Raw genomic sequence first — 25454 nt, forward strand, 5'->3', positions numbered from 1 at the left:
CGCCCTGAGCCTGTCGAAGGGCTGCTTTTCTTGAAGTGCAGTCGTACCGGTCGAAGAAAAGACAGTGCTTCGACAAGCTCAGCACGGACGGTATTTGATTACAGGAATTTCGCCATCACGCCCGCGGTGTCGATCATGCGGTTGGAGAAGCCCCACTCGTTGTCGTACCAGCTTACCACGCGGGCCAGCTTGCCTTCCAGCACCGCGGTTTCCAGCGAGTCCACAGTGGACGAGGCCGGGTGGTGGTTGAAATCCTGCGAGACGAGCGGCTTGTCCGTGTAGTCGAGCACGCCCTTCATCGGGCCGGTGGCCGCAGCCATCAGCGCTTCGTTCAGCTCCTCTGCCGTGGTGTCGCGGCCGGGGGTAAAGACAAGGTCGATCAGCGATACGTTGGGGGTCGGCACGCGCACCGACGAACCGTCCAGCTTGCCGGCCAGTTCGGGCAGCACCAGGCCCACCGCGCGGGCAGCGCCGGTGGTGGTGGGGATCATGTTCTGCGCCCCGCCGCGCGCACGGCGCATATCGCTGTGCATCTGGTCCAGCATCCGCTGATCGTTGGTGTAGGAGTGGATCGTGGTCATGAAACCACGCTCGATACCCACCGTGTCGTGCAGCACCTTGGCCACCGGCGACAGGCAGTTGGTGGTGCAGCTGGCGTTGGAAACGATCACGTCGTCCGCCGTCAGCACGTCGTGATTGACGCCATAGACAACCGTGGCCGAGACGCCCTTGGCAGGAGCGGAGATCAGCACGCGCTTGGCACCTGCATCAAGGTGCGGCTTGGCGGCATCGTGGCTCTGGAAAAAGCCGGTGCATTCCAGCACGATTTCCACGCCCATGTCCTTGTGCGGCAGGTTGCCCGGATCGCGCTCGCTGGTGACGGCGATGGTCTTGCCGTTCACTACCAGGTTGCTGCCGTCGACTTCTACCGTGCCGGGGAAGCGGCCATGCGTGCTGTCGAAACCGAACAGCAGGGCGTTGGCGTTCGTATCCGCCAGGTCGTTGATCGCAACGAGTTCGAAATCGTGGTCGTCACGCTCCAGTAGGGCGCGCGCGACAAGCCGCCCGATGCGTCCGAAACCGTTAATCGAAACCTTGGTCGCCATTGTCAAAAACTCCTGCTTAGTCGTTCAATTTGCTGATGATTTTCGGTACGATGGCATCGGCGGTGAGGCCGAACTTCTTGAACAGGTCGCCCGCCGGGGCCGACGCGCCGAAACGGTCGATACCGATGTTGAGACCGTTCGCCATGGTATAGCGTTCCCACCCGAACGTGGTGCCCGCCTCTATGCTGACGCGCAAGATCTGGTCCGGCCCGACATTGGGCAGGATATCTTCCTTGTAGGCCGCGTCCTGCTCGTCGAACAGTTCGGTGCAGACCATGGAAACGACATCCGCGCCTACGCCCTGCTTTTCCAGCTGGTCGGCACATTCCAGCGCCAGCGACACTTCGGAGCCGGTAGCAATTAGGATCACCCGGCGCTTGTTGCCCGCACGTTTCAGGCGATAGCCGCCCTTGGAACACATGTCCGTCTCTTCCGGCGAATTGCGCACCTGCGGCAGGCCCTGGCGGCTCAATGCGATCACGCTGGGACGGTTCTTCTGGGCGATGGCAATCTGCCAGCACTCGGCGGTTTCCACGCGGTCTGCCGGACGCATCACAAGCAGGTTGGGCATGGCGCGCAGGGACTGGAGGTGCTCGATCGGCTGGTGCGTCGGGCCGTCCTCGCCAAGGCCGATGGAATCGTGCGTCATCACGTAGACCACGCGACATTCCTGCAAGGCGGACAGGCGGATCGCGCCGCGGCAGTAATCGGTGAAGATCAGGAACGTGCCGCCGTAGGGGATGATGCCACCGTGCAGCGCCATGCCGTTCATCGCCGCCGACATGCCGAACTCGCGGATGCCGTAGTAGACATAGCGACCGGAATAGTCGTCCGCCGTGAACGGACCGATGCCGCCCGCCTTGGTGTTGTTGGACCCGGTCAGGTCGGCGCTGCCGCCGACAAGTTCGGGTACCAGCGGATTGAGCACGTCGAGCGCGTTCTCGCTGGCCTTGCGGGTGGCAACTTTTTCCGCGCTTTCCAGCCACTTGGAGAAAGCTCTTGCCGCCTTGTCTCCTGCCGGGAGTTCGCCCGACATACGGCGCGTGAACTCGGCCTTGTCCTTCGATCCGCTCAGGCGATCCTGCCACTCGGCATGCGCGGCGGTGCCGCGCTTGGCAGTGGCCAGCCAGTCGGCGCGAATGTCTTCAGGCACTTCGAACGGACCGTGATCCCAACCCAGTTCCTTGCGCGCGGCGGCGATCTCGTCCTCACCCAGCGGTGCGCCGTGGGTGGCGCTAGTGCCCTGCTTGTTGGGCGCGCCCTTGCCGATGATGGTGGTGCACTGCACCAACGAGGGGCGATCGGTCTCGGCCACCGCCTCGTCCAGCGCGCGACGGATGTCGGCGGGATCGTGCCCGTCGCACTTTACCACGTGCCAGCCGGTGGCGCGGTAGCGGGCGGGAATGTCTTCGGAGGAGGACAGCGAAACCTTGCCATCGATGGTAATGTCGTTGTCGTCCCACAGCACCGTCAGGCGGCCCAGCCTCAGGTGCCCCGCAATGCCGATGGCCTCGTGGTTGATGCCTTCCATCAGGCACCCGTCGCCCGCGATCGCCCAGGTGCGGTGATCGACGAGGTCGTCGCCGAACTGCGCGTTGAGATGCCGTTCCGCCATGGCCATGCCCACGGCCATTGCCACGCCCTGCCCCAGCGGACCGGTGGTCGCCTCCACGCCCGGCAGCAGGAAGTTTTCCGGGTGTCCGGCACAGGGGCTGCCAAGCTGGCGGAAGTTCCTGATATCCTCCAGCGTCGGCTGATCGTAACCGCTGAGGTGCAGCAGCGAATAGATCAGCATCGAGCCATGGCCTGCCGACAGCACGAACCGGTCGCGGTCGGCCCAGTCGGGCGCCTTGGGATCGAACTTCAGATAGTCGCTCCACAGCACCGCGGCGACGTCCGCCATACCCATCGGCATGCCCGGGTGGCCGGAATTGGCCGCCTGCACCGCGTCCATCGAAAGGGCGCGGATGGCATTGGCCATGTTGGTGAAACGGGCGGTGTCGTCGCTCATGCGTTTGAGCCTCCAGAATGGGCAGCGCTGCGCAATGGCAGCGATTCGGTTGTGGGCTGTGTGGTGGGGGCAGGCCGATAGGTCAAGCAAGAGCCCGATGCGAAAGCACAAGCGTCAATTCGCTCGTCGATAGTTATTCACAGGTTGCCGCCCCAAGCCTTTGCCGCGCTGCGATTTGCGAGTAATTTGCCCGGCATGGACGGTGACCGCATAGCACAGGCGCTGGCCCGCATCGAAGCGGCCTCTGCCCGGATCGAGGCGGCCGCCTTGCGCCGTCCTGCGCACGACCCGCTTTTGCAGGCCCGCTACGACCGGCTGCGAGGCGAGACCGCGAGCGCACTGGAAGAAGTGGAAGCGCTGATCGAGGCGCTGACCGCATGAGCACCAGCAATGTCACGCTCGAGATCGTCGGCCGCCGCTACACCATCGCCTGCGCGCCGGGGGAGGAAGCCCATATCGAGGGGCTGGGAACCTCGATCAGCGAAAAGCTGGCCCAGCTCGACAGCCTGAAGGGCCAATCGGCCGAACGCGTGCTGCTTTACGCCTCGCTGCTGCTGGCCGACGAGCTGCACGAGGCACAGGCCAATGTTCCCGCCGAGACGGCCCCACCCGCCGCCGAACAGGCCGAAACGCTCGAAAAAATGGCCGATCGGCTCGAAGCTCTCGCGCAGCGTCTTGAGAGTGACACCGCGAGCGCCTAAATAGGACGTGGCGGGACTGCCCGGTACGAGCCGCTTGAGATATCCCTGAGGCTATAAGCAATCCAAGGGAGCTGTCCCTACCGGGGCCACGGGTTCGTCCTGGCGGTCCTGGATATACGGCGCCCACCTGACGTAAAGGCGTCAGAGGATTTCCCGGAAAACGACCCATGGTGGTTCCGCCACTCACCACTTGGGTGCCCTACCGCTTCGCTACTTGAGCGCGGTATTAGCCGCCATACCATTGCGCTACTTGAGGGCGGGGTCCGCACTCACTAGCTTGGTTCGCGTGACCGATATTTCCGAACAGAAAACCGCCATTCGCAAAACGCTGCGCAAGGCGCGGCAGGAACATGCTGCCGCCCTGCCATCCGCGGTAAGCGCGCTGGTGTTCCGTGCGCCGCCCGCTCCGGTGCGCGAAATCATTCCCGCAGGCGCCACCATCGGCCTTTACCGTGCCGGCAAGGGCGAAGCGCCCGCCGGCGGCTATGCCCGCTATTTCATGGAAGCGGGCCACACCATCGCCCTGCCCCGGATCGCATCGCTGGATGAGCCGATGCAGTTTCACGAACATACCGATCCCTATGGCGAGAGCGACCTCACCCAGGGGCGGATGGGCCTGATGCAGCCTGCTGCCGCTGCCAGGGTGGTGGAGCCGGATGTTCTGTTCGTTCCGCTGGTCGGCTTTACGGAGCGCGGCGACCGCATCGGTCAAGGCGGCGGGTTCTACGACCGCTGGCTGGCGGCGCACCCCGACACTCTCGCCATCGGTCTTGCGTGGGACGTGCAACGGGTCGATAGCCTGCCCACGGCAGACCACGACATGGCGCTGTCCCTGGTCATCACCCCAACCCGCATATACGGACCGTTCTGATGCGCACCGAACCCACCTGGCGGATCCCCATCGGCATCCTTGGCCTGATTGCAGCGCTGTTGCTCTATGGCTTCATCATCGCGCGCTATGCCCCTGCCATCATTGGCGACTGGCCCACGTGGGCGCAGACGCTGGTCTACCTGACGCTGGGCGTCATCTGGATCAGGCCGCTGCGCAATTTCCTGATCTGGATGGAAACCGGCCACTGGGGCGTGCGACCGCAGGACTGACCCCGGACCCCAGGCTGTTCGCGGAACCGTGATCCGGCACTGCCCGTTTCAGGAACATGCCCGAACTGCCCGAAGCCGAAGCCAACCGCCGCCGCATAAAGGGCCAGTGCCTGAACCGCACCATAGAGGACGCGGCCCTCGGCGATAACGTCACCTACATCGAGCTGCCCGGCGACAACGAACGCGGGCGGCTGGTCGGCAGGCAATTCACCGAGACGCACCGACACGGCAAGCTGATCTTCGCAGGCTCGCAAAGCGGACCGTGGATCTGCGTGCATCTGGGCATGACAGGCAAGTTGCTGCCGTTCGATTCGCCGGACGAGCCGCCCGATCACACCAAGTTCCTGATCCGCTTCGAAGGCGATCGCCGCCTCGCCTTCCGCTGCCCGCGCAAGCTGGGATGGGTGCGGGTGATCGATTCGCCAGATGAAGAGATCGAACGCATCGGTTTCGGCCCGGATGCACTGGAAATTTCGGAAGAGAAATTCGCCGGAGTGATTGGCACCACCAATGGTACGATCAAGGGCGCGCTGATGGCCCAGAAGAAGCTGGCGGGTATCGGCAACCTCTGGTCCGACGAGATCCTGTTCCAGACCGGCGTGCACCCTGAAACAACCGCCAGCGACCTTACGGACAGCCAACTATCGCAAATGTTCGCAACAATGCGCGATGTGCTGACCGGGGTTTGCGAGACCGGGGCGGACTATTCGCAGTTGCCGCGCACCTGGCTGATCGCGGATCGCAGGGCGGGCGCAGACTGTCCGCGCTGCGATGGCAGCATCGTGAAAAGCAAGGTCGCCGGACGCAGCGCGTTTCACTGCGACAGCCACCAGCAGGCTTAGCTATCTGAAGGAAAAGGTCCCAAGTGGCGCGAGTGACGGGACTTGAACCCGCGACCCTCGGCGTGACAGGCCGATACTCTAACCAACTGAGCTACACCCGCGCATTTAAGCGGCTAGCGCCTCTTGGGAGCCGCGCATCTAGTGGAGGGTCCTCACCCTGTCAACACACCAGAAGCGGCTTTTTGAAACATATTTGAAATCGTTCGATTACCCCGCCAGAATCCGCGCCGGGGCCTCGATCAGCTTCTTCAATTCCTGCACGAAAGCGGCGGCATCGTAGCCATCCACCACGCGGTGATCGCAGCTGATCGATATGTTCATCAGCTTGCGCTTTTCGATCCGTTCCTGACCGTCCGCTCCGGTCACGAACATCGGTCGTTCGATGATGCGATTCGGCCCGATGATGGCGACCTCGGGTCGATTGATGACCGGCGTGGTGGCAACGCCCCCAAGCGGGCCGAGGGAGGTAACGGTAAGCGTGGAGCCGGACAGTTCATCCGACTTTGCGCTGCCATCGCGCGCTGCCTCGGCAAGGCGGGTAATCTCGTTCGCCAGCTGGTACAGGTTCTTGCCCTGCGCATCGCGAATTACGGGCACCATCAGGCCGTTATCGGTCATGGTGGCCATGCCCAGATGCACCGCGCCGTGGCGCGTCACCACCCTCGCCTCGTCATCGTAGCGTGCGTTGATCATCGGGAAATCGGGCAGCGTCTTGCAGATCGCCGTGATCAGCAGCGGCAGCATGGTGAGCTTGGGCCGGTCACCGCGATCCTGGTTCAATTGCGCCCGGGTGTTTTCCAGCTCGGTAACGTCGCATTCTTCCACGTAGGTGAAATGCGGGATGTTGCGCTTGGCCGCAGCCATGTTCTCGGCAATCCGCTTGCGCAGGCCGATAACCTTGATTTGCTCGTCCGCGCGCGCAGGCGCTGCACCGGAAAAGCCGCCGGTGTAGGAAATGTAGGCGTCCAGATCGGCGTGGCGTACGCGGCCATCCTCATGCGGCTTGACCTGCGAAAGGTCTATGCCGAGGTCTTTCGCGCGCTTGCGCACCGCCGGGCTAGCAAGGACTTTCGAATCCTTCGGAACGAGTGCCGGTGCGGGTGTGGGCTTCGGAAGCGGCCTTTCCTCTTCAGCCGCCTGCGCCGCGTCTTCCTGGTCGGAAGGGTCGGGGTTCTCGACCTCGATACGCTTCTCGACCGCATCGTCCTTGGGCGCAGGAGCGTCCTCGGCTGCATCGGCCGCCGCTTCGTTCTCTTCCAGCACGTCGTCGGGCACTTCGCCTTCGACCTCGATCACCACCAGCATCCCGCCAATGGCCACGGTGTCGCCGACTTCGCCCGCGACTTCGAGAACCTTGCCCGCTACCGGGCTTTCCATCTCGACCGTCGCCTTGTCGGTCATCATGTCGGCCAGCTGGCCGTCTTCCTCGATCGTATCACCGACCGCGACGTGCCAGGCGACGATTTCGGCCTCGGCAATGCCTTCGCCGATGTCGGGCAGGTTGAAGGTAAACTTGGCCATGGCCTCAGGCCTCCAGCAATTTGTCGATGGCCTCGCCGATGCGGACAGGGCCTGGGAAATAGGCCCATTCGAGGCTGTGGGGATAGGGAGTGTCGAAACCGGTCACGCGTTCGATCGGGGCTTCGAGGTGGTAAAAACAACGTTCCTGCACCAGCGCGGAAAGTTCCGAGCCGAAGCCGGAAGTGCGCGTCGCTTCGTGGACGATCAGGCACCTGCCGGTCTTCTCGACCGACGCCTCGATCGCCTCGATATCCAGCGGCACAAGCGTGCGCAGGTCGAGGATTTCGGCATTCACGCCCTTGTCGCGTGCGACGCTTTCTACAACGTGGACCATCGTGCCGTAGGCGAGGATGGTCAGGGCATCGCCCTCACGCACCGTGCGCGCCTTGCCGAGCGGGATCTTGTAATAGTCCGTGGGCACCTGCGCCGCTTCGAAGCCTTTCCAGCTTTTCGCGGGCTTGTCGTAATAACCGTCGAACGGGCCGTTGTAGATGCGCTTGGGCTCGAAGAAGATGACGGGGTCATTGTCCTCGATACAGCTGATGAGCAGGCCCTTCGCGTCGTAGGGCGTGGACGGGATTACCGTCTTCAGCCCGCTGACGTGGGTGAAAATGCTCTCAGGACTTTGCGAGTGCGTCTGCCCGCCGAAGATGCCGCCGCCGAAAGGGCTGCGCACGGTCATGGGCGCGATGAACTCGGCCGCAGAGCGATAACGCAGGCGCGCGGCCTCGCTGATAAGCTGGTCCAGGCCGGGATAGATGTAATCTGCGAACTGGATTTCCGGCACGGGGCGCAGACCGTAAGCCCCCATCCCCACCGCAACGCCGATGATCCCGCATTCGGAGATCGGCGTATCGAACACGCGGGTCTTGCCGTACTTCTCCTGCAGGCCGGCGGTGCAGCGGAACACGCCGCCAAAATAGCCGATATCCTCGCCCAGCAGGGTCACGTTGTCATCGCGATCCAGCATGATGTCGAGAGCGGAATTGATCGCCTCGATCATGTTCATTTCGCGCGTTTCACCCGCATCTGCGGCAGGGGCGGTTTCGGTGGTCATGTCGTTCATTCCGCCGGGTCCCCCGGAAACTTGATTCGTCGCTCGCGGATCGCCTGTTCGGCCTGTTCTTCCAGGTGCCAGGGCAGTTCCTCGAACACGTCCTCGAACATGGTGTGGAAGGGATGGTGCAGGCCGTGACCGAGGATGCCGTTCTTTTCAGCCTCCTTCATGGCCTTGCGGACTATGGCATCCAGCTCGGTATCCATGTCTTCCTGCTGTTCGTCGCTCCATTCGCCCAATGCGATCAGGTGGCGGGCGAGCCGCATGATGGGATCGCCAAGCGGCCACTCCTCGCGTTCTTCCGCGCTGCGATAGGCGCTGGGATCGTCGGAGGTGGAGTGCCCCTCGGCGCGGTAGGTAAAGTGCTCGATCAGCGTCGGGCCGGCATTGGCACGGGCGCGGTCCGCGGCCCAGCGCTCTGCCGCAAACACGGCGAGCGGATCATTGCCGTCCACGCGCAGGCCCGCCATGCCATAGCCAATGGCCCGAGCGGCGAAGGTGGCGCGCTCCGATCCGGCAAAGCCCGAAAACGACGAAATCGCCCACTGGTTATTGATGACGTTGAAGATGACCGGCGCGTTGTAGACTGTCGCAAAGGTCAGCGCGGAGTGGAAGTCACCCTCCGCCGTGCTGCCCTCGCCCACCCAGGTTGCCGCGATGCGCGAATCGCCCTTGCTGGCGCTGGCCATGGCGAACCCGGTCGCCTGCGGCAGCTGCGTGGCGAGGTTGCCGGAAATGGAGAAGAAGTTCAGCCGCTTCGAACAGTACATGATCGGGAGCTGGCGCCCCTTCAGCTTGTCCGCCTTGTTCGAGTAGATCTGGTTGATCATCTCGGTCAGCTCGTAGCCCCGCGCGATCAGGCAGCCCTGCTGGCGATAGCTGGGGAAGATCATGTCATCGCCCGCCAGGGCGTGAGTGGCGCAGACGCTCGTCGCCTCTTCACCGGTACACTTCATGTAGAAGCTGGTCTTGCCCTGCCGCTGGGCACGGTACATGCGATTGTCGAAAGCCCGCACCAAGGCCATTTCGCGCAGCATCTGCCGCAGCGTATCGGCGTCGAGACGCGGATCCCATGGACCGTGCGCCTGATTGTCATCACCCAGCACGCGGACAAGGTCATTGCAAAGCGCGAAAGTGTCCTTGGCTTCGCACGCTTCATCCGGGCGCGATTGCTCGCCCGCTTCAGGTATATTGAGGTGGCTGTAATCGACCTTGTCACCGGGGCGATACTTCGGCTCCGGCACGTGCAAGGCGAGCTTAGGGCGGTTCGTGCCCTTATCGTCGCGCTGATCCGCCATCGCCTGCTCTCCCGGTTTTTGGCATAATATTATTCCAGTTTTGCGGAATTATATTACCTATCTCTGTAACGGTCAATCCGGGGTACCACAGGAATTCTCAGACCGCCACAGGGGCACGCAACACTCCTTGCGGTTCGTAATCAACCACCTCAAAATCGTCGAACGAGTAGTCGAAAATTGTCGGCGGCACCCTCTTCAGAACAAGTTTTGGCGCGCCCGCCGGTTCCCGCTTGAGCTGGGCTTCCACCAGTTCGGTGTGGTTGAGATAAAGGTGGGTATCACCGCCGGACCAAACCAGCTCCCCCGGCAGCAGATTCGTCTGCGCCGCCATCATGCGGGTCAGCAGGGCCGCGCCGAACAGATTGAACGGCAGGCCTAGCGCCACGTCGCAACTGCGCTGGTACAGCATGCAGTTGAGCCGTGCCGCCTCCCCTTCCCCGGCGACATGGAACTGGTAGGTCTTGTGGCACGGCGGCAGTGCCATGCGATCCAGCTCGGCCACGTTCCAGCCTTCGATAATGTGGCGGCGGCTGCCCGGACTGTTCTTCAGGCTCTCCACCACCTGCGCCACCTGATTGATGCCCGGCCCGCGTTGGTATCGGCCATCCGGCCCGTATTCATAGGTCGGCCAGTCGACCCACTGCTTGCCATAGACCGGGCCAAGATCGCCCCAGTTCTTCGCAAAGGCCTCGTCCGCGACGATCCGCGCCTCGAATTCCTCCTGGCCGATGTCCTCGCCGCTTGCCTGCCTGTATTTCTTTAGCGGCCAGTCGCTCCAGATCGTCACGCCCTGTTGCAGCAGCGGACGAATGTTGGTGCTGCCGGTCAAGAACCACAGCATCTCCTTTGCGGCGGCCTTCCAGTATACGCGCTTGGTGGTGAGAAGCGGCACGCGGTCTTGCCCCAAGTCGAACCGCAGCATGGTGCCGAAGATGGATCGCGTGCCGACACCGGTACGGTCCATGCGCTGGTCCCCGTGCTCCCAGATCTGGCGCATCAGGTCGAGGTATTGCCATTCGGGGTGGCGGTCGGTGTTTGCGGTCATGCGGACATCGCTAACAGCATCGATCCGGGTGTGCCAGAGAGACGGCAATGCCTGCCTTCAGACTTTGCTCGAGGCAGGCCTTTCGACTTTGCTCAAGACAGGCTTGCCAGCACGAACCACTCCCCCTATAGGGCCGCCTCTGCCTCGCGGGGTTCGCCTCGCAACGCACCGGTCGGGGAGTAGCTCAGCCTGGTAGAGCACTGTCTTCGGGAGGCAGGGGCCGGAGGTTCGAATCCTCTCTCCCCGACCAATTTTCATCCCCCACAGATCGCCTTGAGCGAGGGGTCGCGCCGCGACCCACCTCTGCCCCGTGCATGAAACCAAGCTTCCTCGGGGGCGTTGGATGGCGTGATGGCCGTGCGATCCGCAAATGCTCTTGATACATTGAAGCGCTTCTTCAGTCCGCACCGGGCCGACTCGCGCATTCTTGTCACTTTCCTCGCGCTGGTCGCGGGGTTGCTCGCATTCGGGCATCTCGCATCAGAGATTGCCGAGGGCGACACCTTCGCAATGGACAAGGCCATCGTCACCGGCTTGCGCACGGCGGCGGATCCCGGGGTGCCCATCGGGCCGCACTGGCTGCAGGGATGGATGATCGACTTCACCGCACTTGGCGGGGCTCCCGTGCTTACCCTGATCACGGTTGTCGTTGTCGGGCTGCTCGCGTCGCTGCAAAAGTTCAGGATGGCAGGCTTCGTCGCTGTGGCAATCGCAGGCGGCGCCCTGCTGAGCGTGGCAATCAAGGCCATATTCGACCGCGCGCGGCCCGAGATCGTGCCGCACCTGGTGGAAGTCACCTCGGCAAGTTTTCCCAGTGGGCATGCCATGAATTCATCCATCGTGTACCTCACGCTGGCCGTGCTGCTGGCGCGCTCCCAGGAAAGCCGCCGCGTGCAGATCTACCTGATCACCGTGGCCATCGCGCTGGCCCTGCTTATCGGTTGCACGCGCGTCTACCTCGGTGTCCACTGGCCTACCGACGTGCTGGCCGGATGGTCTGTGGGCGCGGCTTTCAGTGCTGCGTGTTCACTCGTCGCCAAGCGCCTGCAGCGCGAACATACTATCGAACAGGCGCACGAAACCACCGAAGACGCGCGCGGCGAAGACACCTCCCCCTTGTAATCGAACCGCAACATCGCCATTGGGGCAGCGCTGCTCGTTACAAACGGAAATCGATGAATTTCACCAATCCCTTTTTGAACGGTGACGGTGACGACAAGCTGCATGAAGAGTGCGGCGTGTTCGGCATCATCGGCGCGCCCGATGCGGCGGCCGCCTGCGCGCTGGGGCTTCACGCCCTGCAGCACCGCGGGCAGGAAGCCGTGGGCATCACCAGTTTCGACGGGGCGGAGTTCTACACCCGCCGCGGCCTTGGCCACGTGGCCGACAACTTCTCCAGCGCCGAATCGATAGCCGAACTGCCCGGCCACATGGCGGGCGGGCACGTTCGCTATTCCACCACCGGTGGATCGGGCATGCGCAACGTGCAGCCGCTGTATGCCGACCTTGCCAGCGGCGGCTTTGCGGTGGCGCACAATGGCAACATTTCCAACGCCATGCGGCTGAAGCAGGAACTGGTCAGCAAGGGCGCGATCTTCCAGTCGACCAGCGATACGGAGGTGATCATCCACCTCGTCGCCACCAGTCGCTATCCGACCATGCTCGACAAGCTGACCGACGCGCTGCGCATGGTCGAGGGTGCCTATGCGCTGGTCGTGATGACGCCGCGCGGCATGGCCGCCTGCCGCGATCCCATGGGCATTCGCCCGCTGGTGATGGGCAGGCTGGGCGATGCCGTGGTGTTCGCCAGCGAGACAGTGGCGCTGGACGTCATCGGCGCGGAATTCACCCGCCAGGTCGATCCCGGTGAATTCGTCGAGGTCGATTTCGATGGCACCATCCGCTCGCACCGCCCGTTCGGCGATACGCCTGCGCGTCCATGCATTTTCGAGCATGTCTATTTCAGCCGCCCGGATTCGATCTTCAACAAGCGCAGCGTCTACGAAAGCCGCAAGAACATCGGCATGGAACTGGCGCGCGAAATGCCCTGCGATGCCGACCTTGTCGTGCCCGTTCCCGACAGCGGCGTACCTGCCGCCATCGGCTATGCACAGGAAAGCGGTCTGCCGTTCGAACTGGGCATCATCCGCTCGCACTATGTCGGGCGTACGTTCATCCAGCCGAGTGACAGCGCGCGCCATGCCGGTGTGAAGCGTAAGCACAATGCCAACCGCAAGATCGTGGAAGGCAAGCGCATCGTGCTGATCGACGATTCCATCGTGCGCGGCACCACCAGCCTGAAGATCGTGCAGATGATGCGGGATGCCGGCGCGAAGGAAGTGCACTTCCGCGTTGCCAGCCCGCCCACCGGGCACGGCTGCTATTACGGCGTCGACACGCCCGAACGTTCCAAGCTGCTGGCAGGCCGGATGGACCTGGCCGCGATGCGCGAATTCATCCAAGCCGACAGCCTTGCCTTCGTTTCGATAGACGGGCTTTATCGCGCGGTCGGATTGGCAGGCCGGGACAAGGCCTGCCCGCAGTATTGCGATGCCTGCTTCACAGGGGAGTATCCCACCCCGCTCACCGACCTTGCCAATCGCAAGGACCGGGAAGCGCAACTGAGCCTCCCGGTCAACGAGGACGCCTGACATGACAGATACCGCCGCCGACAAACCCCTTGCGGGCAAGATTGCGCTTGTCACGGGCGCCAGCCGCGGCATCGGGGCAGCCTCGGCAAAGGCTCTGGCAGCAAGGGGCGCCCACGTCGTGCTGGTGGCACGCAAGGTGAAGGACCTGGAAGGCGTAGAGGATGCGATCCACGATGCTGGCGGCACCTCCACCATCGCCCCGCTCGACCTGACCGATGGCGAGAGCATCGGCCGCTTGGCGCAGGCCATTGCAGAGCGGTGGGAAAAGCTGGATTTCCTGGTGATATGTGCCGCCCAGTTGCCAACGCTTACCCCCGTCACCCAGATCGACGGCAAGCAGTTCAACCAGGCCATGACGCTTAACGTATTGGCCACACAGGCCCTGCTGGCCGCGTTCGATCCGCTGCTGAAGCGGGCAGAGGCTGGACGGATCATCGGCCTGACCAGTTCCGTCGGTGCGGAACCGCGCCCTTTCTGGGGTGCCTACGGCGCGACCAAGGCGGCGTTCGACAACCTGCTGGAAAGCCACGCCAAGGAAGTCGAGCGGATTTCCGAGACCCGGCTGGCCATTCTCGATCCGGGAGCGACCCGCACCGACATGCGCGCCCGCGCCTATCCGGGTGAAGACCCCGAAACGGTCAAGCCGCCGGAAGATGTGGCAGAACGCATCGTGCAGATGCTGGTGGAAGATTTCCCCAATCTGCACCGCGAAAGAGTGGAAAGTTCGCGTTAACCACGCGTCTTAGTTCCTGCTTAACGCTGGTCCGACATGCTGTGTGAAGCAAGGCCTCCGAGGGAGCTTTGGGTATCACGCGAATTACGGGAACTGGCCGCCATGACCATGCAGAACACGGTGGGACGCTACGACATCGCTGCGCAGGAAGATCGCAGCGCGCCGCGCACCAAGATCATGATCCCCGCCCAATTGCGCGGTTCGGGCATGCGCGCGTTCCAGACGGTGGTGAACGACCTATCGCTGTCCGGCTTTTCCGCAACGGCACTGAACCGGATGCATCCGGGCTCTGTCTGCTGGCTGACGCTTCCGGGTCTCGAATCGCTCCAGGCCGAAGTGGTCTGGTGGGAAAACGGCATGGCGGGTTGCGCCTTCGTAAACCTGCTCTCCCCCATCGTGCACGACAACATCCTGGCGCGCTATCGCGGAGACGGGACCTACCGCGGCTGAGCTAGCCGAACCAGTGCCGGCGATTGCCGACTTCGCGCAGCTTGAACAGGGTCGTGACGATCACCAGAACCGCCGAGATGATGACAGCATAGGCGACCTCCGTCGCTGACTGTCCTCCAGCGGCGTAGATGGCGCACAAGGCCCACAGGAATACGCCTGCATAGACGGGATTGCCCCTGCCCCGGGCGATGGCAATCGAGGCGATCACTCCGCCGGCAAACACGATGATGGCCGCGAGCAGGGCATTTTCCTGCCCTGCCCCCACGCCGTAGTAGGTGAGCGTGGCGGCGATGTTGACGATCGTCGCGACTGTCAGCCATGCCGCCAACGCGCTCAGCGGCAGCATTACCAGCCAGCGTTCGTCCCTGATGAAATCCCGCTTCAGCGCAACGAGCCGGCGATAGATGGTCAGCATGCAGGCAAGCGCGAAAACGATGATCGCGACCGATATCGCGGTGAGCGCGTGAAGCTGCGTATAGATTGCCCACAGGCCGTTGCCGACAAAGGCACCCGTGGCGGGCCAGGCGATGGAATGTAGCAGCTCGTCCCGGCGCTGCGCAGGCAGGGCTTGGTAAATGGCGAAAAGCGCCGTCCCGAAGAACAGCGGCCCCCAGATCGCGAACGCCCAGCCAGCCGGGGTTACGAGCGTGCGGGTAGCGTCAGACCTGCTCCCGATCTCCTCGCCGATGCCAAAGGCCGGCAGGAAGGTCGCACCGATCTGGAATATGACGGCCAGCAGCACTGCTGCGCGTTGGATGGCGCTGCGTTCGAAGGCGCTGGATTTTCGTGATGGAAGGGTAGCCATGAACTGCGAACGCCGCCCCGCGCGGTCCGTTCCACCCGCGTCCGGCCTGTGGGCTAGTCCCGCTCGACCGCTTTCGCCTTGCGGGTGGAGAACATTCCGGTCGTGTCGACCACGGCTTTCGAAAGGAAGCTGTCACCCTCCAGCCGCTTGAACTGGCGGTGACCGACGAGGAAAGCGACGATATCGGCCTGCTCGCGCGCTTCGTCCGATGTCACCAGCCGCACGTTAGCGCAATTTGCCAGCGACGCCGGCAGCGCATCGAGATTGGGCTCCACCACCAGTACCTGAGCGCCTTCGATCTTCGCGATCTCTTCGACGATTTCCAGTGCCGGGCTTTCGCGCACGTCGTCCACGTCCGGCTTGTAGGTGATGCCGTAGCAGGCGACGGTCGGCACCTTGAATCGGTCCGCCAGGGCGCGAACCTGCGCAACCACGCGGTGCGGCTTGTCGTCGTTCACGATGCGCGCGGTGCGGATCAGGCGGGCCTCTTCCGGAGCGCTGGAGACGATGAACCACGGGTCCACCGCAATACAGTGCCCGCCCACGCCAGCGCCGGGCATCAGGATATTCACCCGAGGATGCTGGTTGGCCAGTTCGCGCACCTGCCAGATATCGGTGCCGAGCTTGTCGCAGATGATCGAAAGCTCGTTGGCAAAGGCGATGTTGACATCGCGGTATGCGTTTTCGGACAGCTTGCACAGTTCCGCCACGCGGCTGTCGGTGACGTAGCAGGTGCCCATGACGAAGCTCTGGTAGAGGCGCGCGGCCTTGTTCGCGCAGGCAATGGTCATGCCGCCGATAATGCGATCGTTCGATACGAGTTCACGCAGCATCTGGCCGGGCAGGATGCGTTCTGGGCAATGGCACAGCGCCACGTCCGCCTCGCGGTCCTCGTCGCGGTAGCGCGGGAATGTCAGGTCCGGACGTACCTCGGCAAAAATCTCCGCCAGCCGCTCGGTAGAGCCAACGGGAGACGTGGATTCGAGGATGACCACGTTCCCCTTTTCCAGCACCGGCGCGATGGTGCGCGCCGCGGCCTCGACATAGGTCATGTCCGGCCCTTCGTTCACCATCGGCGTGGGCACGGCGATCAGGAAGAATTCGGCAGGCTCCGGCGAGGTCGTGGCGCGCAGGCGACCGGTATCGACCGACGCTGACAACAGCATCTGCAGGTCCGGCTCCTGGAAATGGGCGCGCCCTTCGTTCACCGCGGCAACCACCGCTTCGTTCACATCGAGGCCAATCACCTCGTGTCCCCGGCTCGCCAACATGGCGGCGGTGGGCAGGCCGATATAGCCAAGGCCGACGGTGCAGACTTTCATCAGGCAGAAGCTTTCACGAAGGCGGCGACGCTGGCGGCGATCTTTGCCGCCGCCGTGCCGTCACCATAGGGGAATACCGCGCGGGCGCGGCTGGCGTAGTAGATTTCGTCATCGAGCAGGCGTCCGACTGCCTGGGTAATGGCACCCACATCGGTGCCGACCAGACTGGCAACACCTGTTTCAATGGCTTCGGGGCGCTCGGTAACGTCGCGCATCACCAGCACTGGCTTGCCCAGCGCCGGCGCCTCTTCCTGGATGCCGCCGCTGTCGGTGAGTACGAGGTGTGCGGCTTTCATCAGCGCCACCATCTGCACGTAGTCGACCGGTGGGATCAGGTGCACGTCTGCGCAATTGCATAGCCGCGCTTCCACCACATCCTTCACCTGCGGGTTGAGGTGGACGGGATAGACGATCTGCGCATCGCCGCGCGCGGCAATGGCGGACAGCGCATCGCAGATGCGGGCAAAGCCATCGCCGAAACTTTCGCGCCGGTGGCCGGTGACGAGGACCAACTTTTTTGCCGGGTCGAGCGTGACGGGCAGCGAAGCAAGTTCTTCGCCGGTCAACCGCCCTGCGACATGCAGCAGCGCATCGATGCCGGTGTTACCGGTGACTTCGATATGCCGCTCCGTAGGGCGCTCGTCGCGCAGGTTCTGCGCCGCGCCTTCAGTCGGTGCCCACAGCAACTGCGCTACGGCGTCGATGGAGACACGGTTATATTCCTCGGGCCATGGCCGCATGATGTCATGGCTGCGCAACCCCGCCTCGACGTGACCCACCGGAACCTTGGCGTAAAAGGCGGCGAGGCCCGCCGCCATCGCGCTCGTGGTATCCCCGTGGACCAGCATGAGGCCCGGCTGATGCTCGGCAATCAGCGCGTCCATCTCACGCATCACGCGGGCGGTGATATCCGACAGGGTCTGGCCCGGCGTCATCAGGTCAAGATCGATATCGGCCGTTTCGCCGAATACGGCGAAAACCTGGTCCAGCATCTGCCGATGCTGTCCAGTGGTGACCACTTTCAGGTCGACTTCGGGCACCTGCCGCAGTGCGCGCACCACGGGCAACATCTTGATCGCTTCCGGTCGGGTGCCGATCACGAGCAGGACAGGCGCCACACCATGCGCGCCGACAAGAGGTTCGGGAGACAGTTTATCCACGCGCGAGGCCTAGCGCGCCCGCGTAAAAATATCGTTGCCGCATCGTTTACCGTGGGGACGTTCAGTCCGCGCCGCCCACCATGGGTTCGGCGGGCGCGCCCACGCGTTCGCCCTCTGCGCCCCGGCGAGCGTCGACGGCGGCCTGCACGGCTTCGTAGAAGCGGTTGCGCTCCTCCCCTGCCCCGTCGTTACCGGTGGATTGCCGCCAGTTGGAATTGGTGGCGATGACGAGGTTGCGTGCGGGGTCGATGAAGATACCCTGCCCGAACAGGCCGCTCGCGGCGTAAGCACCGCCCGGATAGGTCCACCACTGGTAGGCATAACCGCGTCCGAAACGTCCGGTTTCGAAGGCTGGCGTCGTGGCTTCCGCGAACCACCCTTCGGGCACCACGCGCTCTCCGCCTGCCATGCCGCCGCCCATGGCGAAAAGGCCGAAGCGGGCGAAATCGCGTGTGCTGGCCTGGATGCAGCAGCCCGAAATCTCGCTGCCGGAATTGGAGAGCAGCCAGGTGGCATCCTGCTCCATGCCGAAAGGCTTCCAGACCTTCTCGGAAAGGTAATCGGCCAGGTTCTTGCCCGTCGCTTCCCGCACCAGTACGCCGATGAGGTTGGTTTCCCCGGTGTTGTACTGCCAGCGCGTGCCCGGCTCCACTTCGCGCGGCAGCCGGCGCATGTAGTCGACCAACGAATCGACACCTTCTTCGCTCGATTCGTGCTCGGCGAAAACGGCGACATCGCTTTGCGGATCGGAATAGTCCTCGCTCCACTTCACGCCGCTGCTCATGGTGAGGAGCTGGCGGATGGTCACATCGTCGTAGGCAGAGCCGCGCATGTCGGGCAGGTACTTGCTGACGGGATCCTCTAGACTGTCGATATACCCGTCGGCCAGAGCCGCGCCCACCAGCGTCGAGGTGAAGCTCTTGGCGACCGAGAAGCTGGTCCACTTGCCATCGGCGCTGAAGTCCAGGCCATATCGTTCCAGCACGACCTTTCCATCGTGCACGACCACCACGGCCGCAGCGTTCTGGCCCTGCATGAAGGCATCCATGTCGAAGCCGGGGAGGTCCAGCGCCTCGCCCTCGTGCAACGGATGGGTTGCTTCTCCTGCCTCGATCACGCGGGCCTCTGCCAGGGCGGGGAAAGCATCCAGCGCGCGGAAAGCGGCGTTGCGCGTGTCCTCGGGCCAGAACAGCACGTCGCGGTCGGTAGGCATGTTGGCGAGCACGCCGCGCTGGTCCTTGTCCAGCGAGAACCAGAACGCGCCGCCTGCCACAACCAGCAGCGCGAGAATGCCGACAATCCACTTTTTCATCATGCGTCCTTCACCAGCGTGACCTGATGCACGTCGATGCCGCCACCGCGGAATCCACCTTCGCAATACATCAGGTAATAGCGCCACAGGTCCCTGAAACGCTTGTCGAAATCATCGGGCAGGCGGCCCTGCGCATGGGCCGCGTCGAACCGCTGCCGCCAGCTTTTCAGCGTCTCTGCATAGTCCTGGCCGAAGTCGCGCTGGTCGCTCCACCGCAGGCCGCGCTCCAGTGCCAGGCGGCGGAACTCGCTGGTGCGGATCAACATGCCGCCGGGGAAGACGTAGGCCTGTATGAAGTCGGCGCTGGCGGCGTAGGAATCGTAAATCGGATCGGCGATGGAGATGTACTGGATCGCCGCGCGCCCGCCCGGTCTCAGGTTGCGCGCCACGCAGTCCATGAAAGTAGGCCAGTATTCGCGGCCCAGCGCTTCCACCATCTCGACACTGACGATGGCATCGAACTGTCCTGTCATGTCGCGATAGTCGCACTTGCGGTAATCCGGCCCGACGTTGTGTTCGCGCGCCCATTCCAGCTGGCTGTCGGACAGCGAAATGGCGGTCACGTCGCGCCCCTCCCCTGCCAGGTGCCCGGCGAGAGAACCCCAGCCGCAGCCGATTTCCAGCACACTGTCGGCCTTGCCGATGCGCTTGGAAAGCGCTTGCCACTTGCGCCGCTGCGAAGCCTCCAGCCCGCCTTCCTCCGCAAACCACTTGCCGCTGGAATAGGTCATCGTCGGGTCCAGCCAGCAGGCGTAGAAATCGTTGCCGAGATCGTAATGCGCGTGGATGTTCTTTTCCGCGCCCGAGCGCGTGTTGCGCTTCAGCGCGTGCATCGCGCGGGCCGCCAGCCGCCATGGCCCCTTTGCCCGCGCGGCATCGCCCAGCGTCACGGCGTTCGCCATGAACAGCGCGAACAGCGGCACCGGATCGGGGCTGGACCACTCGCCTGCTTCCCATGCCTGGTACCAGCCGACCGAACCGCCCGTCGCCAGCCGCAGCAGGGCGCGCCAGTCGTGCAGCGTTACATCGCATTCGAAGCCGGGCGCGTTGCCACCCAGCGTGCATTTCGTGCCGTCGGGCAAGGTCGCATGGATCGCCCCGCTGGCCAGCCCTGCGTCGATCTTTTCGACAATGCGGGAAACGGCAGGCGCGAACAGTCGCGCGGCGAGGCCCGGCATGCGCCCGAACCTCTGCCCGCTCTCCAGCAACCCCTCTCCGCGTGCGTGACCCGCTTTCATGGCCGCGCCTTATGACGAGGGTCCGCCCGCTTCTCAAGCCGTGTTTACCGCAATGTTCAGTCCTTCATGGCGCGGTAGGTTTCCAGTGCCCGTTCGCGCGCTTCCTTGTGCCCGATCAGCTTGGCCGGATAGTCTTTCGGACGGCGCTTTTCCGACGGGTCATGGATGTCCTCGTCGGCAAGGTCCGCCAGCTCGGGTACCCATTCCCGGATATATTCGCCCGCGTTGAACTTCTCGCTCTGGCTGAGCGGGGCCATGATGCGCACGAACATGTTGCTGTCCACGCCCGTGCCGCTGACCCACTGCCAGTTGGTGCCGTTGCTGCCGTAGTCGGCGTCCACCAGCGTATCCCAGAACCATTTCTCGCCGTGCCGCCAGTCAATCAGCAGGTGTTTGACGAGGAAGCTGGCGGTGATCATGCGCACCCGGTTGTGCATCCACCCGGTGGCCCAGAGCTGGCGCATACCCGCATCCACGATCGGATAGCCGGTGCGGCCCATCTGCCAGGCTTCCAGCTCCTCCTCGATCAGGTGCCCGCGATTCGGATTACGCCAGAAATTGTCGTCGTACCCGTCGCGGTAGGGCTCTTCCGCGTAGTTGGGGAACTGGCAAATCAGGTTCTGCGCAAAGTCGCGCCAGATCAGCTCGGACCGGAACGTATGCGCGCCGTCGCTGGTGTAGGGGCTCATGGCGTCCCACAACATGCGCGGCGACACCTCGCCGTGATGCAGGTGCGGAGACATCCGGCTGGTCGCATCTTCGCCCGGCAGGTTGCGATCGTCGGTGTAGTCCTTGCTGACATCCAGGAACTGCTCGAACCGGTCCATCGCCGCGCTGGTGCCGTGCTGGCCGTGCCAGAACTCGCGCATGCCGCCAGCCCAGTCGGGTTTTGTCGGCAACAGGTCCAGATCGGCCAGGGTGTCGCTTTCTGGCCAGCTATCGGGAGCGGACAGGCTCGGTTCGGGAAGCACCTCGAACCCGTGGATCGCCGCGAACATCGAATCCTTGAACGGCGTGAATATCTTGTACGGGCTGCCCGATCCCGTGGTAACGCTGCCGGGCGGCATCAGGTAATTGCCGTCGTGCAATTGCAGGTCGAGCTTGTCCTTCAGCTTGCCCTGCGCGCGGCGCCACCACGGCTCGTAATGGCGCATGGCGTGGACGGTTGTCGCCCCTGTTTCCTCCGCTAGCGCGGGCAGCACGTCGCACACGCTGCCGCGCCGCAGGATCAGCTTGGAGGAATGACGACCAAGGTCTTTCTCCAGCGCTTCGAGCGCGTGGTGCAGCCACCAGCGGCTGGCACCGCCCAGCTTGCGCTCTCCGGGCGTTTCGTCGTCGAGAATGTACACCGGGATCACCGGCCCCGCCTGCGCGGCGGCGGTGAATGCGGCATGGTCGCACAGCCGCAGGTCGCGGCGCAGCCAGACTATCTGTGGTTCGGACAATTCGTGTTCCCCTTCAGGCGGGCAACGGTATCAACTTCCCGCAGGTTCCGAACACAGACCATCGGGCAGGGTCACGCTGAAGCTTCCTTCCTCCACGCCGTAATAACGCGCATCGCCAAGCAGGTAGGAGCCATCGTCCTGCCGGGTGATGACCGGCGCGCGGCTCCAGAACAGGAACGCCGCCACCTGCTCGCTCTGCGCCTTGGCCGCTTCCAGATCGCAGGCGGAAAGCGGCGTATTGCCGACCTTTTCGCCATCGACGAAGAAACTCCCGCTGCCGCTCACGCCGATGCTTTCGCGCTGCCAGAACGCCAGTGGCGGGGGCGAGGAAATCGTCTCGGCAAAAGAGGTGTTCGCCATGCTGTCGGCCCGCGAAATGGCGAAGTTCGCCAGCAAGTAGATGCCGCACAGGATCAGCGCCATGCGCGCCGCCGCGCGCCAGTCCTGTCCGCGCTTCTCCCGCCGCCGCGACAGCCACACCCCGCCGATCATGATCGCCCACAGCCACACGTCGATGATGAACAGCACGTCGCCATAGAACCAACGGCTGGAAAACGGCTCCAGCAGGCGGATACCGTAGACGTTCAACCAGTCGAGCGCAGGGTGCGAGAGGCAGCCGATCAGGGCGACGCCGTAGAGCCACCCAAAATGCACCGGCAGGCGCGCATCGGGCCTTCGGCCCCGCGACGCTTGCCACCGGTCCCAGCCCCACAGCAGTAGCGCCAGCACCAGCGGCAACAGGATCAGCGCAATCGGCCCGTGGGTGATTCCCCGGCGAAAAGCGAGAGGTTCCACGCCGTCCAGCCAGAAAAAGCAGGCTGCATCGACATCGGGCAGGTTCGCGCCGATGATGAGCGCGGGCATCGCAAGGCCGGTCTTTTTCTTGAGACCCGCCTGCCCGATCAGCGCGCCGGTAAGCGAGTGGGTGAGATTGTCCATCGCCCGCCAGTCTTACTGCACGCCCGTCAAAGCACTAGCCCCAACAAGCGCTTTATCGCCAGCCGCCTTGCGGCTAGTCAGGCGGCATGACGGGCACTTACGACGAGGCGGACTATCTTTCCACCGCGCCGCGCCGGGCGCGCACGCGATCGGTGTGGCTGCGCCTGGTACTGCCGATAGCGGGAATTTTCCTCGTTGCAGGTGCCATCGCCGCAGCAATCGGGTTCGGCACGCAGGAGCTCTACGAGGCGAATGCCGAGGTGGAACTGATCACCCCTGCCGGCCTGGCGGACGATGCCCGTATTCCCGTACCGGCAGAGCGGATCACGACGGCACGCTCCAGCGCGGTGGCGGCGCAGGCGGTTGCCGAACTGGACCTGCTGGAGGACCCCCGCTTCCTTGCCGCCCATCCGGCCTTGGACGATAGCACAATGGACATAGGCGAGCGGCGCGTTCGGGCGGCGGCCATCGTGCTGAAGAATACCGGCACGCAGATCGACGATGACAGCAACTTTGCCAGCATCACCTATCGCTCCGCCAATCCGGCGCTGGCCGCCGACATCGTCAACGCACTGGCCACTGCGTTCATCCCCGCCGATGCGGAGCGGCTGGCCGGTGCCGCCAGCGACGAACGGGCGAGGCTGGAGGCTCTGGTGGAGGAGATCCGCGCCGAGCTGGAAACAGCCGAGCGCAGTCTGGCCGATGGCATGTCGGAGGCGGATATCGTTGCCCTCCCCACCGAGGAAGCGGACCTGGTGAGCGGGGATGACGCACTGACAGCGCAGACCCGCGATGCCCTGCAGTCGCAGCTGGCGCAGGTTCGCGCCCGGCTCGACGGCGTGGAAGCCGCCATCGCCAGCGGGGAAGTGGACAGCAGCGATCCGACCATCAAGCAGTTGCGCGACAGCCGGGAAGACCTCGAGGAGGAATACAGCCGTATCACTGCGCAATTCCGCGCCGACTATCCCGCCGCCCTGGACCTGCGCGAGCGGATCGACGTCATCGACGCCACTCTATCGCGCGAGGCCATTCGCCAGGCGGAAGATCGTGCTGCGGAAGCCGCGCAGCTGCGCATACAGGAATCGGACCTGCGCGCCCAACTGGAGGCGCTGGGATACGAGGTCGCCTCCCGCGGCACCGCCGGACTCGGCCTGACCGACGTACAGAAGGACGTGCTGGAAAAGCGCGAACTCTACAGCCTGCTGCTGGCTCGCCTCGCCACATCGGCCAGCGGGGATTTTGCGACCACCGCCAGGGTTATCGCCAGTGCCGTGCCACCCGTGAGGCCGGTCGTGCCGGACTGGCGCTTGCTGATCGGCATCGCGGCAGGAATGGCGGTGTTACTGAGCGCACTACTGATCGCGCTCGACGTGCGGCGCAGGCGGCATGTTTACTGACGTTGCGGGAGTAACTGGCGGCGCTATTTCGCGCCGTGGCCCGTAAATACCACTTGCACGGTGCGCATCAGGATCAGGAAATCGAGCCAGTACGAGAAGTTCTTGATGTAATAGAAGTCGTACTGCAGCTTGCGATCAATATCGACCAGTTCCGTAACATGGCCCTGGTTGACCTGCGCCCAGCCAGTAATGCCGGGCCGGACAATATGGCGATAGTCGTAGAAGGGGATTTCCTTCTGGTACCAGGTGCCCAGGTCCAGCGCTTCGGGCCGGGGACCGATCCAGCTCATGTGGCCGAGCAGGATGTTGAGCATCTGCGGCAATTCGTCGATCCGTGTGCGGCGCAGGAAAGCCCCCAGCCGGGTGATGCGCGGATCGTTCTCGCCAGTCATCGCCTTGGCGCGGCGCTCTTTCATGTCTTCCGACAATCTTTCGCAACGCATCGTACGGAACTTGCAGACTGCGAAGGGACGACCGCGAAAGCCCACCCGCTGTTGCCGGAACAGCACCGGCCCCGGCGAATCCAGCTTTACCAGCAGCGCCACGATGGCCAGCGGCACAATCAGCAGCGGCAGCAGCACCAGCACCAGAACAATATCGAACAGTCGCTTCAGTCCCATGAAGCTCATGTTGGGCAGCAGCGATCCGAAGCTGTTCTCCGAGAGGTGTTCAACCCAGACCTTGCCCGTGGCGGCCTCGTAAACCTGCTTGAAATGGAAGACCGGCACGCCTTCTAGCGCGGCAGTGGCCAGCAGGCGCTCCCAGTCGTCATCGAGCTCGGCATGGAGGTCTGCCACGATGATCGCGCCTTCGTGCGCTGGCAATGTCGGGACACTGAGCGGCTGCACGATCAGGCCGACGTTCGACAATCGCCGGATGCGTCCGCCAGGAACGGCGTAGAAGATAGACCGGTCCGCCTTCGTCGCCATGCTCATGACGCCGATATACACCGCGACGCAGGCAATGAAGTTGAGCAGCAGCACCTGGTTGGAATAGTCGAAACGGAAGGCGAGGATGCCGAGCGCCACCGCGCCAAAACTGGCAATGAAGGTCGGCAAAACCGCGCCAAGCTGCTTTACGCCGGGGTAGATGTTTACGCGCCTGGCGAAGAATATCCCCGCCACCAGCGCGATGATGGAAGCGATGACACTGTTCTGGAATGTCGGATTCCTGAAAGCGGACAGGTTCGCTTCAAAATAGAGGAACGGCGGCAGCACCGTGCCGAACATAATGCAGGCAAGCACCTGCACCACGAACGAACGATATATGCTGCGCCCCCCATGGACCAGCTCTGAAGGAGCTGCCATTAGCATCACCCCC

Annotated in this window: 24 protein-coding genes and 2 tRNA genes; 11 read left to right on the forward strand and 15 right to left on the reverse strand. The window is 63.7% G+C overall.

The window, feature by feature from the left end; translation table 11 throughout:
* Positions 1 to 98: 98 nt before the first annotated feature.
* Positions 99 to 1106, reverse strand: a complete 1008-nt coding sequence (gene gap / locus D2V07_RS01665; protein ID WP_119584277.1) for a type I glyceraldehyde-3-phosphate dehydrogenase — start codon at positions 1104 to 1106, stop codon at positions 99 to 101.
* A 16-nt stretch (positions 1107 to 1122) separates the two neighbouring features.
* The gene (gene tkt, locus D2V07_RS01670) at positions 1123 to 3117 is read right to left on the reverse strand and encodes a transketolase (protein WP_119584278.1); all 1995 of its coding nucleotides are present in this window, start codon (positions 3115 to 3117) and stop codon (positions 1123 to 1125) included.
* A 195-nt stretch (positions 3118 to 3312) separates the two neighbouring features.
* Between tkt and D2V07_RS01675 the strand changes: the two genes are divergently transcribed.
* The 5 genes from D2V07_RS01675 to D2V07_RS01695 all read left to right on the forward strand — a co-directional run bounded on the left by D2V07_RS01675 (position 3313) and on the right by D2V07_RS01695 (position 5761).
* Positions 3313 to 3498, forward strand: a complete 186-nt coding sequence (locus D2V07_RS01675; RefSeq protein WP_119584279.1) for a hypothetical protein — start codon at positions 3313 to 3315, stop codon at positions 3496 to 3498.
* Positions 3495 to 3818 (forward strand): cell division protein ZapA, encoded by a 324-nt coding sequence (locus tag D2V07_RS01680; protein WP_119584280.1) that lies wholly within the window; start codon positions 3495 to 3497, stop codon positions 3816 to 3818. Before D2V07_RS01675 ends, D2V07_RS01680 begins: the two co-directional genes overlap by 4 nt.
* 286 nt (positions 3819 to 4104) lie before the next feature.
* Entirely contained in the window at positions 4105 to 4689 is a 585-nt protein-coding gene (locus tag D2V07_RS01685; protein WP_199698707.1) for a 5-formyltetrahydrofolate cyclo-ligase, read from the forward strand.
* Entirely contained in the window at positions 4689 to 4919 is a 231-nt protein-coding gene (locus tag D2V07_RS01690) for a DUF2842 domain-containing protein (protein WP_119584282.1), read from the forward strand. Before D2V07_RS01685 ends, D2V07_RS01690 begins: the two co-directional genes overlap by 1 nt.
* 56 nt (positions 4920 to 4975) lie before the next feature.
* Entirely contained in the window at positions 4976 to 5761 is a 786-nt protein-coding gene (locus D2V07_RS01695; RefSeq protein ID WP_119584283.1) for a DNA-formamidopyrimidine glycosylase family protein, read from the forward strand.
* Between the two features lie 24 nt (positions 5762 to 5785).
* Here D2V07_RS01695 and D2V07_RS01700 read toward each other — a convergent pair.
* The 5 genes from D2V07_RS01700 to thyA all read right to left on the reverse strand — a co-directional run bounded on the left by D2V07_RS01700 (position 5786) and on the right by thyA (position 10682).
* Positions 5786 to 5862, reverse strand: a tRNA-Asp gene (locus tag D2V07_RS01700).
* Between the two features lie 106 nt (positions 5863 to 5968).
* Complete coding sequence (locus D2V07_RS01705; RefSeq protein ID WP_119584284.1) at positions 5969 to 7282, reverse strand: dihydrolipoamide acetyltransferase family protein; 1314 nt, start codon at positions 7280 to 7282, stop codon at positions 5969 to 5971.
* Between the two features lie 4 nt (positions 7283 to 7286).
* Complete coding sequence (locus tag D2V07_RS01710) at positions 7287 to 8339, reverse strand: alpha-ketoacid dehydrogenase subunit beta (RefSeq protein ID WP_119584819.1); 1053 nt, start codon at positions 8337 to 8339, stop codon at positions 7287 to 7289.
* Between the two features lie 5 nt (positions 8340 to 8344).
* A complete protein-coding gene (locus D2V07_RS01715; RefSeq protein WP_119584285.1) occupies positions 8345 to 9637 on the reverse strand; it encodes a 3-methyl-2-oxobutanoate dehydrogenase (2-methylpropanoyl-transferring) subunit alpha in 1293 nt (430 codons plus the stop codon).
* A 97-nt stretch (positions 9638 to 9734) separates the two neighbouring features.
* On the reverse strand, positions 9735 to 10682 hold the full coding sequence (gene thyA, locus D2V07_RS01720; protein ID WP_233548196.1) for a thymidylate synthase: 948 nt from the start codon (positions 10680 to 10682) through the stop codon (positions 9735 to 9737).
* Between the two features lie 173 nt (positions 10683 to 10855).
* Between thyA and D2V07_RS01725 the strand changes: the two genes are divergently transcribed.
* The 5 genes from D2V07_RS01725 (at position 10856) to D2V07_RS01745 (ending at position 14516) form a co-directional block, all read left to right on the forward strand.
* Positions 10856 to 10932 (forward strand) — tRNA-Pro (locus D2V07_RS01725).
* Between the two features lie 101 nt (positions 10933 to 11033).
* Complete coding sequence (locus D2V07_RS01730; protein ID WP_119584286.1) at positions 11034 to 11804, forward strand: phosphatase PAP2 family protein; 771 nt, start codon at positions 11034 to 11036, stop codon at positions 11802 to 11804.
* Between the two features lie 53 nt (positions 11805 to 11857).
* Positions 11858 to 13333 (forward strand): amidophosphoribosyltransferase, encoded by a 1476-nt coding sequence (purF, locus tag D2V07_RS01735; RefSeq protein ID WP_119584287.1) that lies wholly within the window; start codon positions 11858 to 11860, stop codon positions 13331 to 13333.
* A gap of 1 nt (position 13334) precedes the next feature.
* Complete coding sequence (locus tag D2V07_RS01740; RefSeq protein ID WP_119584288.1) at positions 13335 to 14066, forward strand: SDR family NAD(P)-dependent oxidoreductase; 732 nt, start codon at positions 13335 to 13337, stop codon at positions 14064 to 14066.
* Between the two features lie 102 nt (positions 14067 to 14168).
* Positions 14169 to 14516, forward strand: coding sequence for a PilZ domain-containing protein (locus D2V07_RS01745; protein WP_119584289.1), 348 nt, complete (start codon positions 14169 to 14171; stop codon positions 14514 to 14516).
* Position 14517: 1 nt separating this feature from the next.
* Here D2V07_RS01745 and D2V07_RS01750 read toward each other — a convergent pair whose 3' ends face one another.
* The 7 genes from D2V07_RS01750 to D2V07_RS01780 all read right to left on the reverse strand — a co-directional run bounded on the left by D2V07_RS01750 (position 14518) and on the right by D2V07_RS01780 (position 22737).
* Complete coding sequence (locus D2V07_RS01750) at positions 14518 to 15321, reverse strand: hypothetical protein (RefSeq protein ID WP_119584290.1); 804 nt, start codon at positions 15319 to 15321, stop codon at positions 14518 to 14520.
* A gap of 53 nt (positions 15322 to 15374) precedes the next feature.
* The gene (wecC, locus tag D2V07_RS01755) at positions 15375 to 16643 is read right to left on the reverse strand and encodes a UDP-N-acetyl-D-mannosamine dehydrogenase (RefSeq protein ID WP_119584291.1); all 1269 of its coding nucleotides are present in this window, start codon (positions 16641 to 16643) and stop codon (positions 15375 to 15377) included.
* Positions 16643 to 17803, reverse strand: a complete 1161-nt coding sequence (gene wecB / locus D2V07_RS01760) for a non-hydrolyzing UDP-N-acetylglucosamine 2-epimerase (protein ID WP_325048996.1) — start codon at positions 17801 to 17803, stop codon at positions 16643 to 16645. The genes wecC and wecB overlap by 1 nt, the downstream gene beginning before the upstream one ends.
* A gap of 61 nt (positions 17804 to 17864) precedes the next feature.
* On the reverse strand, positions 17865 to 19115 hold the full coding sequence (locus D2V07_RS01765; RefSeq protein ID WP_119584824.1) for a serine hydrolase domain-containing protein: 1251 nt from the start codon (positions 19113 to 19115) through the stop codon (positions 17865 to 17867).
* Complete coding sequence (locus D2V07_RS01770; RefSeq protein WP_119584292.1) at positions 19115 to 20353, reverse strand: SAM-dependent methyltransferase; 1239 nt, start codon at positions 20351 to 20353, stop codon at positions 19115 to 19117. Before D2V07_RS01770 ends, D2V07_RS01765 begins: the two co-directional genes overlap by 1 nt.
* Before the next feature lie 56 nt (positions 20354 to 20409).
* The gene (locus tag D2V07_RS01775; protein WP_119584293.1) at positions 20410 to 21798 is read right to left on the reverse strand and encodes a cryptochrome/photolyase family protein; all 1389 of its coding nucleotides are present in this window, start codon (positions 21796 to 21798) and stop codon (positions 20410 to 20412) included.
* Between the two features lie 30 nt (positions 21799 to 21828).
* On the reverse strand, positions 21829 to 22737 hold the full coding sequence (locus tag D2V07_RS01780; RefSeq protein WP_119584294.1) for a metal-dependent hydrolase: 909 nt from the start codon (positions 22735 to 22737) through the stop codon (positions 21829 to 21831).
* Positions 22738 to 22823: 86 nt separating this feature from the next.
* Between D2V07_RS01780 and D2V07_RS01785 the strand changes: the two genes are divergently transcribed.
* Positions 22824 to 24134, forward strand: coding sequence for a GumC family protein (locus D2V07_RS01785; RefSeq protein WP_119584295.1), 1311 nt, complete (start codon positions 22824 to 22826; stop codon positions 24132 to 24134).
* Between the two features lie 23 nt (positions 24135 to 24157).
* Here D2V07_RS01785 and D2V07_RS01790 read toward each other — a convergent pair whose 3' ends face one another.
* Entirely contained in the window at positions 24158 to 25441 is a 1284-nt protein-coding gene (locus tag D2V07_RS01790; protein ID WP_158586745.1) for an exopolysaccharide biosynthesis polyprenyl glycosylphosphotransferase, read from the reverse strand.
* Between the last annotated feature and the right edge of the window lie 13 nt (positions 25442 to 25454).

It is taken from the genome of Aurantiacibacter zhengii, assembly GCF_003584125.1.
Classification (GTDB): Bacteria; Pseudomonadota; Alphaproteobacteria; order Sphingomonadales; family Sphingomonadaceae; genus Alteraurantiacibacter; species Alteraurantiacibacter zhengii.

What these genes read in the sequence shown, in the direction of transcription:
- D2V07_RS01745 (WP_119584289.1), top strand. Translation starts at nt 14,169, where the DNA reads ATGACCATGCAGAACACGGTGGGACGCTACGACATCGCTGCGCAGGAA.
- D2V07_RS01710 (WP_119584819.1), bottom strand. Translation starts at nt 8,339, where the DNA reads ATGACCACCGAAACCGCCCCTGCCGCAGATGCGGGTGAAACGCGCGAA.
- D2V07_RS01770 (WP_119584292.1), bottom strand. Translation starts at nt 20,353, where the DNA reads ATGAAAGCGGGTCACGCACGCGGAGAGGGGTTGCTGGAGAGCGGGCAG.
- D2V07_RS01750 (WP_119584290.1), bottom strand. Translation starts at nt 15,321, where the DNA reads ATGGCTACCCTTCCATCACGAAAATCCAGCGCCTTCGAACGCAGCGCC.
- purF (WP_119584287.1), top strand. Translation starts at nt 11,858, where the DNA reads ATGAATTTCACCAATCCCTTTTTGAACGGTGACGGTGACGACAAGCTG.
- D2V07_RS01740 (WP_119584288.1), top strand. Translation starts at nt 13,335, where the DNA reads ATGACAGATACCGCCGCCGACAAACCCCTTGCGGGCAAGATTGCGCTT.
- tkt (WP_119584278.1), bottom strand. Translation starts at nt 3,117, where the DNA reads ATGAGCGACGACACCGCCCGTTTCACCAACATGGCCAATGCCATCCGC.
- D2V07_RS01765 (WP_119584824.1), bottom strand. Translation starts at nt 19,115, where the DNA reads ATGAAAAAGTGGATTGTCGGCATTCTCGCGCTGCTGGTTGTGGCAGGC.
- D2V07_RS01695 (WP_119584283.1), top strand. Translation starts at nt 4,976, where the DNA reads ATGCCCGAACTGCCCGAAGCCGAAGCCAACCGCCGCCGCATAAAGGGC.
- D2V07_RS01780 (WP_119584294.1), bottom strand. Translation starts at nt 22,737, where the DNA reads ATGGACAATCTCACCCACTCGCTTACCGGCGCGCTGATCGGGCAGGCG.
- D2V07_RS01790 (WP_158586745.1), bottom strand. Translation starts at nt 25,441, where the DNA reads ATGGCAGCTCCTTCAGAGCTGGTCCATGGGGGGCGCAGCATATATCGT.
- wecC (WP_119584291.1), bottom strand. Translation starts at nt 16,643, where the DNA reads ATGAAAGTCTGCACCGTCGGCCTTGGCTATATCGGCCTGCCCACCGCC.
- D2V07_RS01680 (WP_119584280.1), top strand. Translation starts at nt 3,495, where the DNA reads ATGAGCACCAGCAATGTCACGCTCGAGATCGTCGGCCGCCGCTACACC.
- gap (WP_119584277.1), bottom strand. Translation starts at nt 1,106, where the DNA reads ATGGCGACCAAGGTTTCGATTAACGGTTTCGGACGCATCGGGCGGCTT.
- D2V07_RS01730 (WP_119584286.1), top strand. Translation starts at nt 11,034, where the DNA reads ATGGCCGTGCGATCCGCAAATGCTCTTGATACATTGAAGCGCTTCTTC.
- D2V07_RS01715 (WP_119584285.1), bottom strand. Translation starts at nt 9,637, where the DNA reads ATGGCGGATCAGCGCGACGATAAGGGCACGAACCGCCCTAAGCTCGCC.
- D2V07_RS01675 (WP_119584279.1), top strand. Translation starts at nt 3,313, where the DNA reads ATGGACGGTGACCGCATAGCACAGGCGCTGGCCCGCATCGAAGCGGCC.
- D2V07_RS01690 (WP_119584282.1), top strand. Translation starts at nt 4,689, where the DNA reads ATGCGCACCGAACCCACCTGGCGGATCCCCATCGGCATCCTTGGCCTG.
- thyA (WP_233548196.1), bottom strand. Translation starts at nt 10,682, where the DNA reads ATGACCGCAAACACCGACCGCCACCCCGAATGGCAATACCTCGACCTG.
- D2V07_RS01785 (WP_119584295.1), top strand. Translation starts at nt 22,824, where the DNA reads ATGACGGGCACTTACGACGAGGCGGACTATCTTTCCACCGCGCCGCGC.
- D2V07_RS01705 (WP_119584284.1), bottom strand. Translation starts at nt 7,282, where the DNA reads ATGGCCAAGTTTACCTTCAACCTGCCCGACATCGGCGAAGGCATTGCC.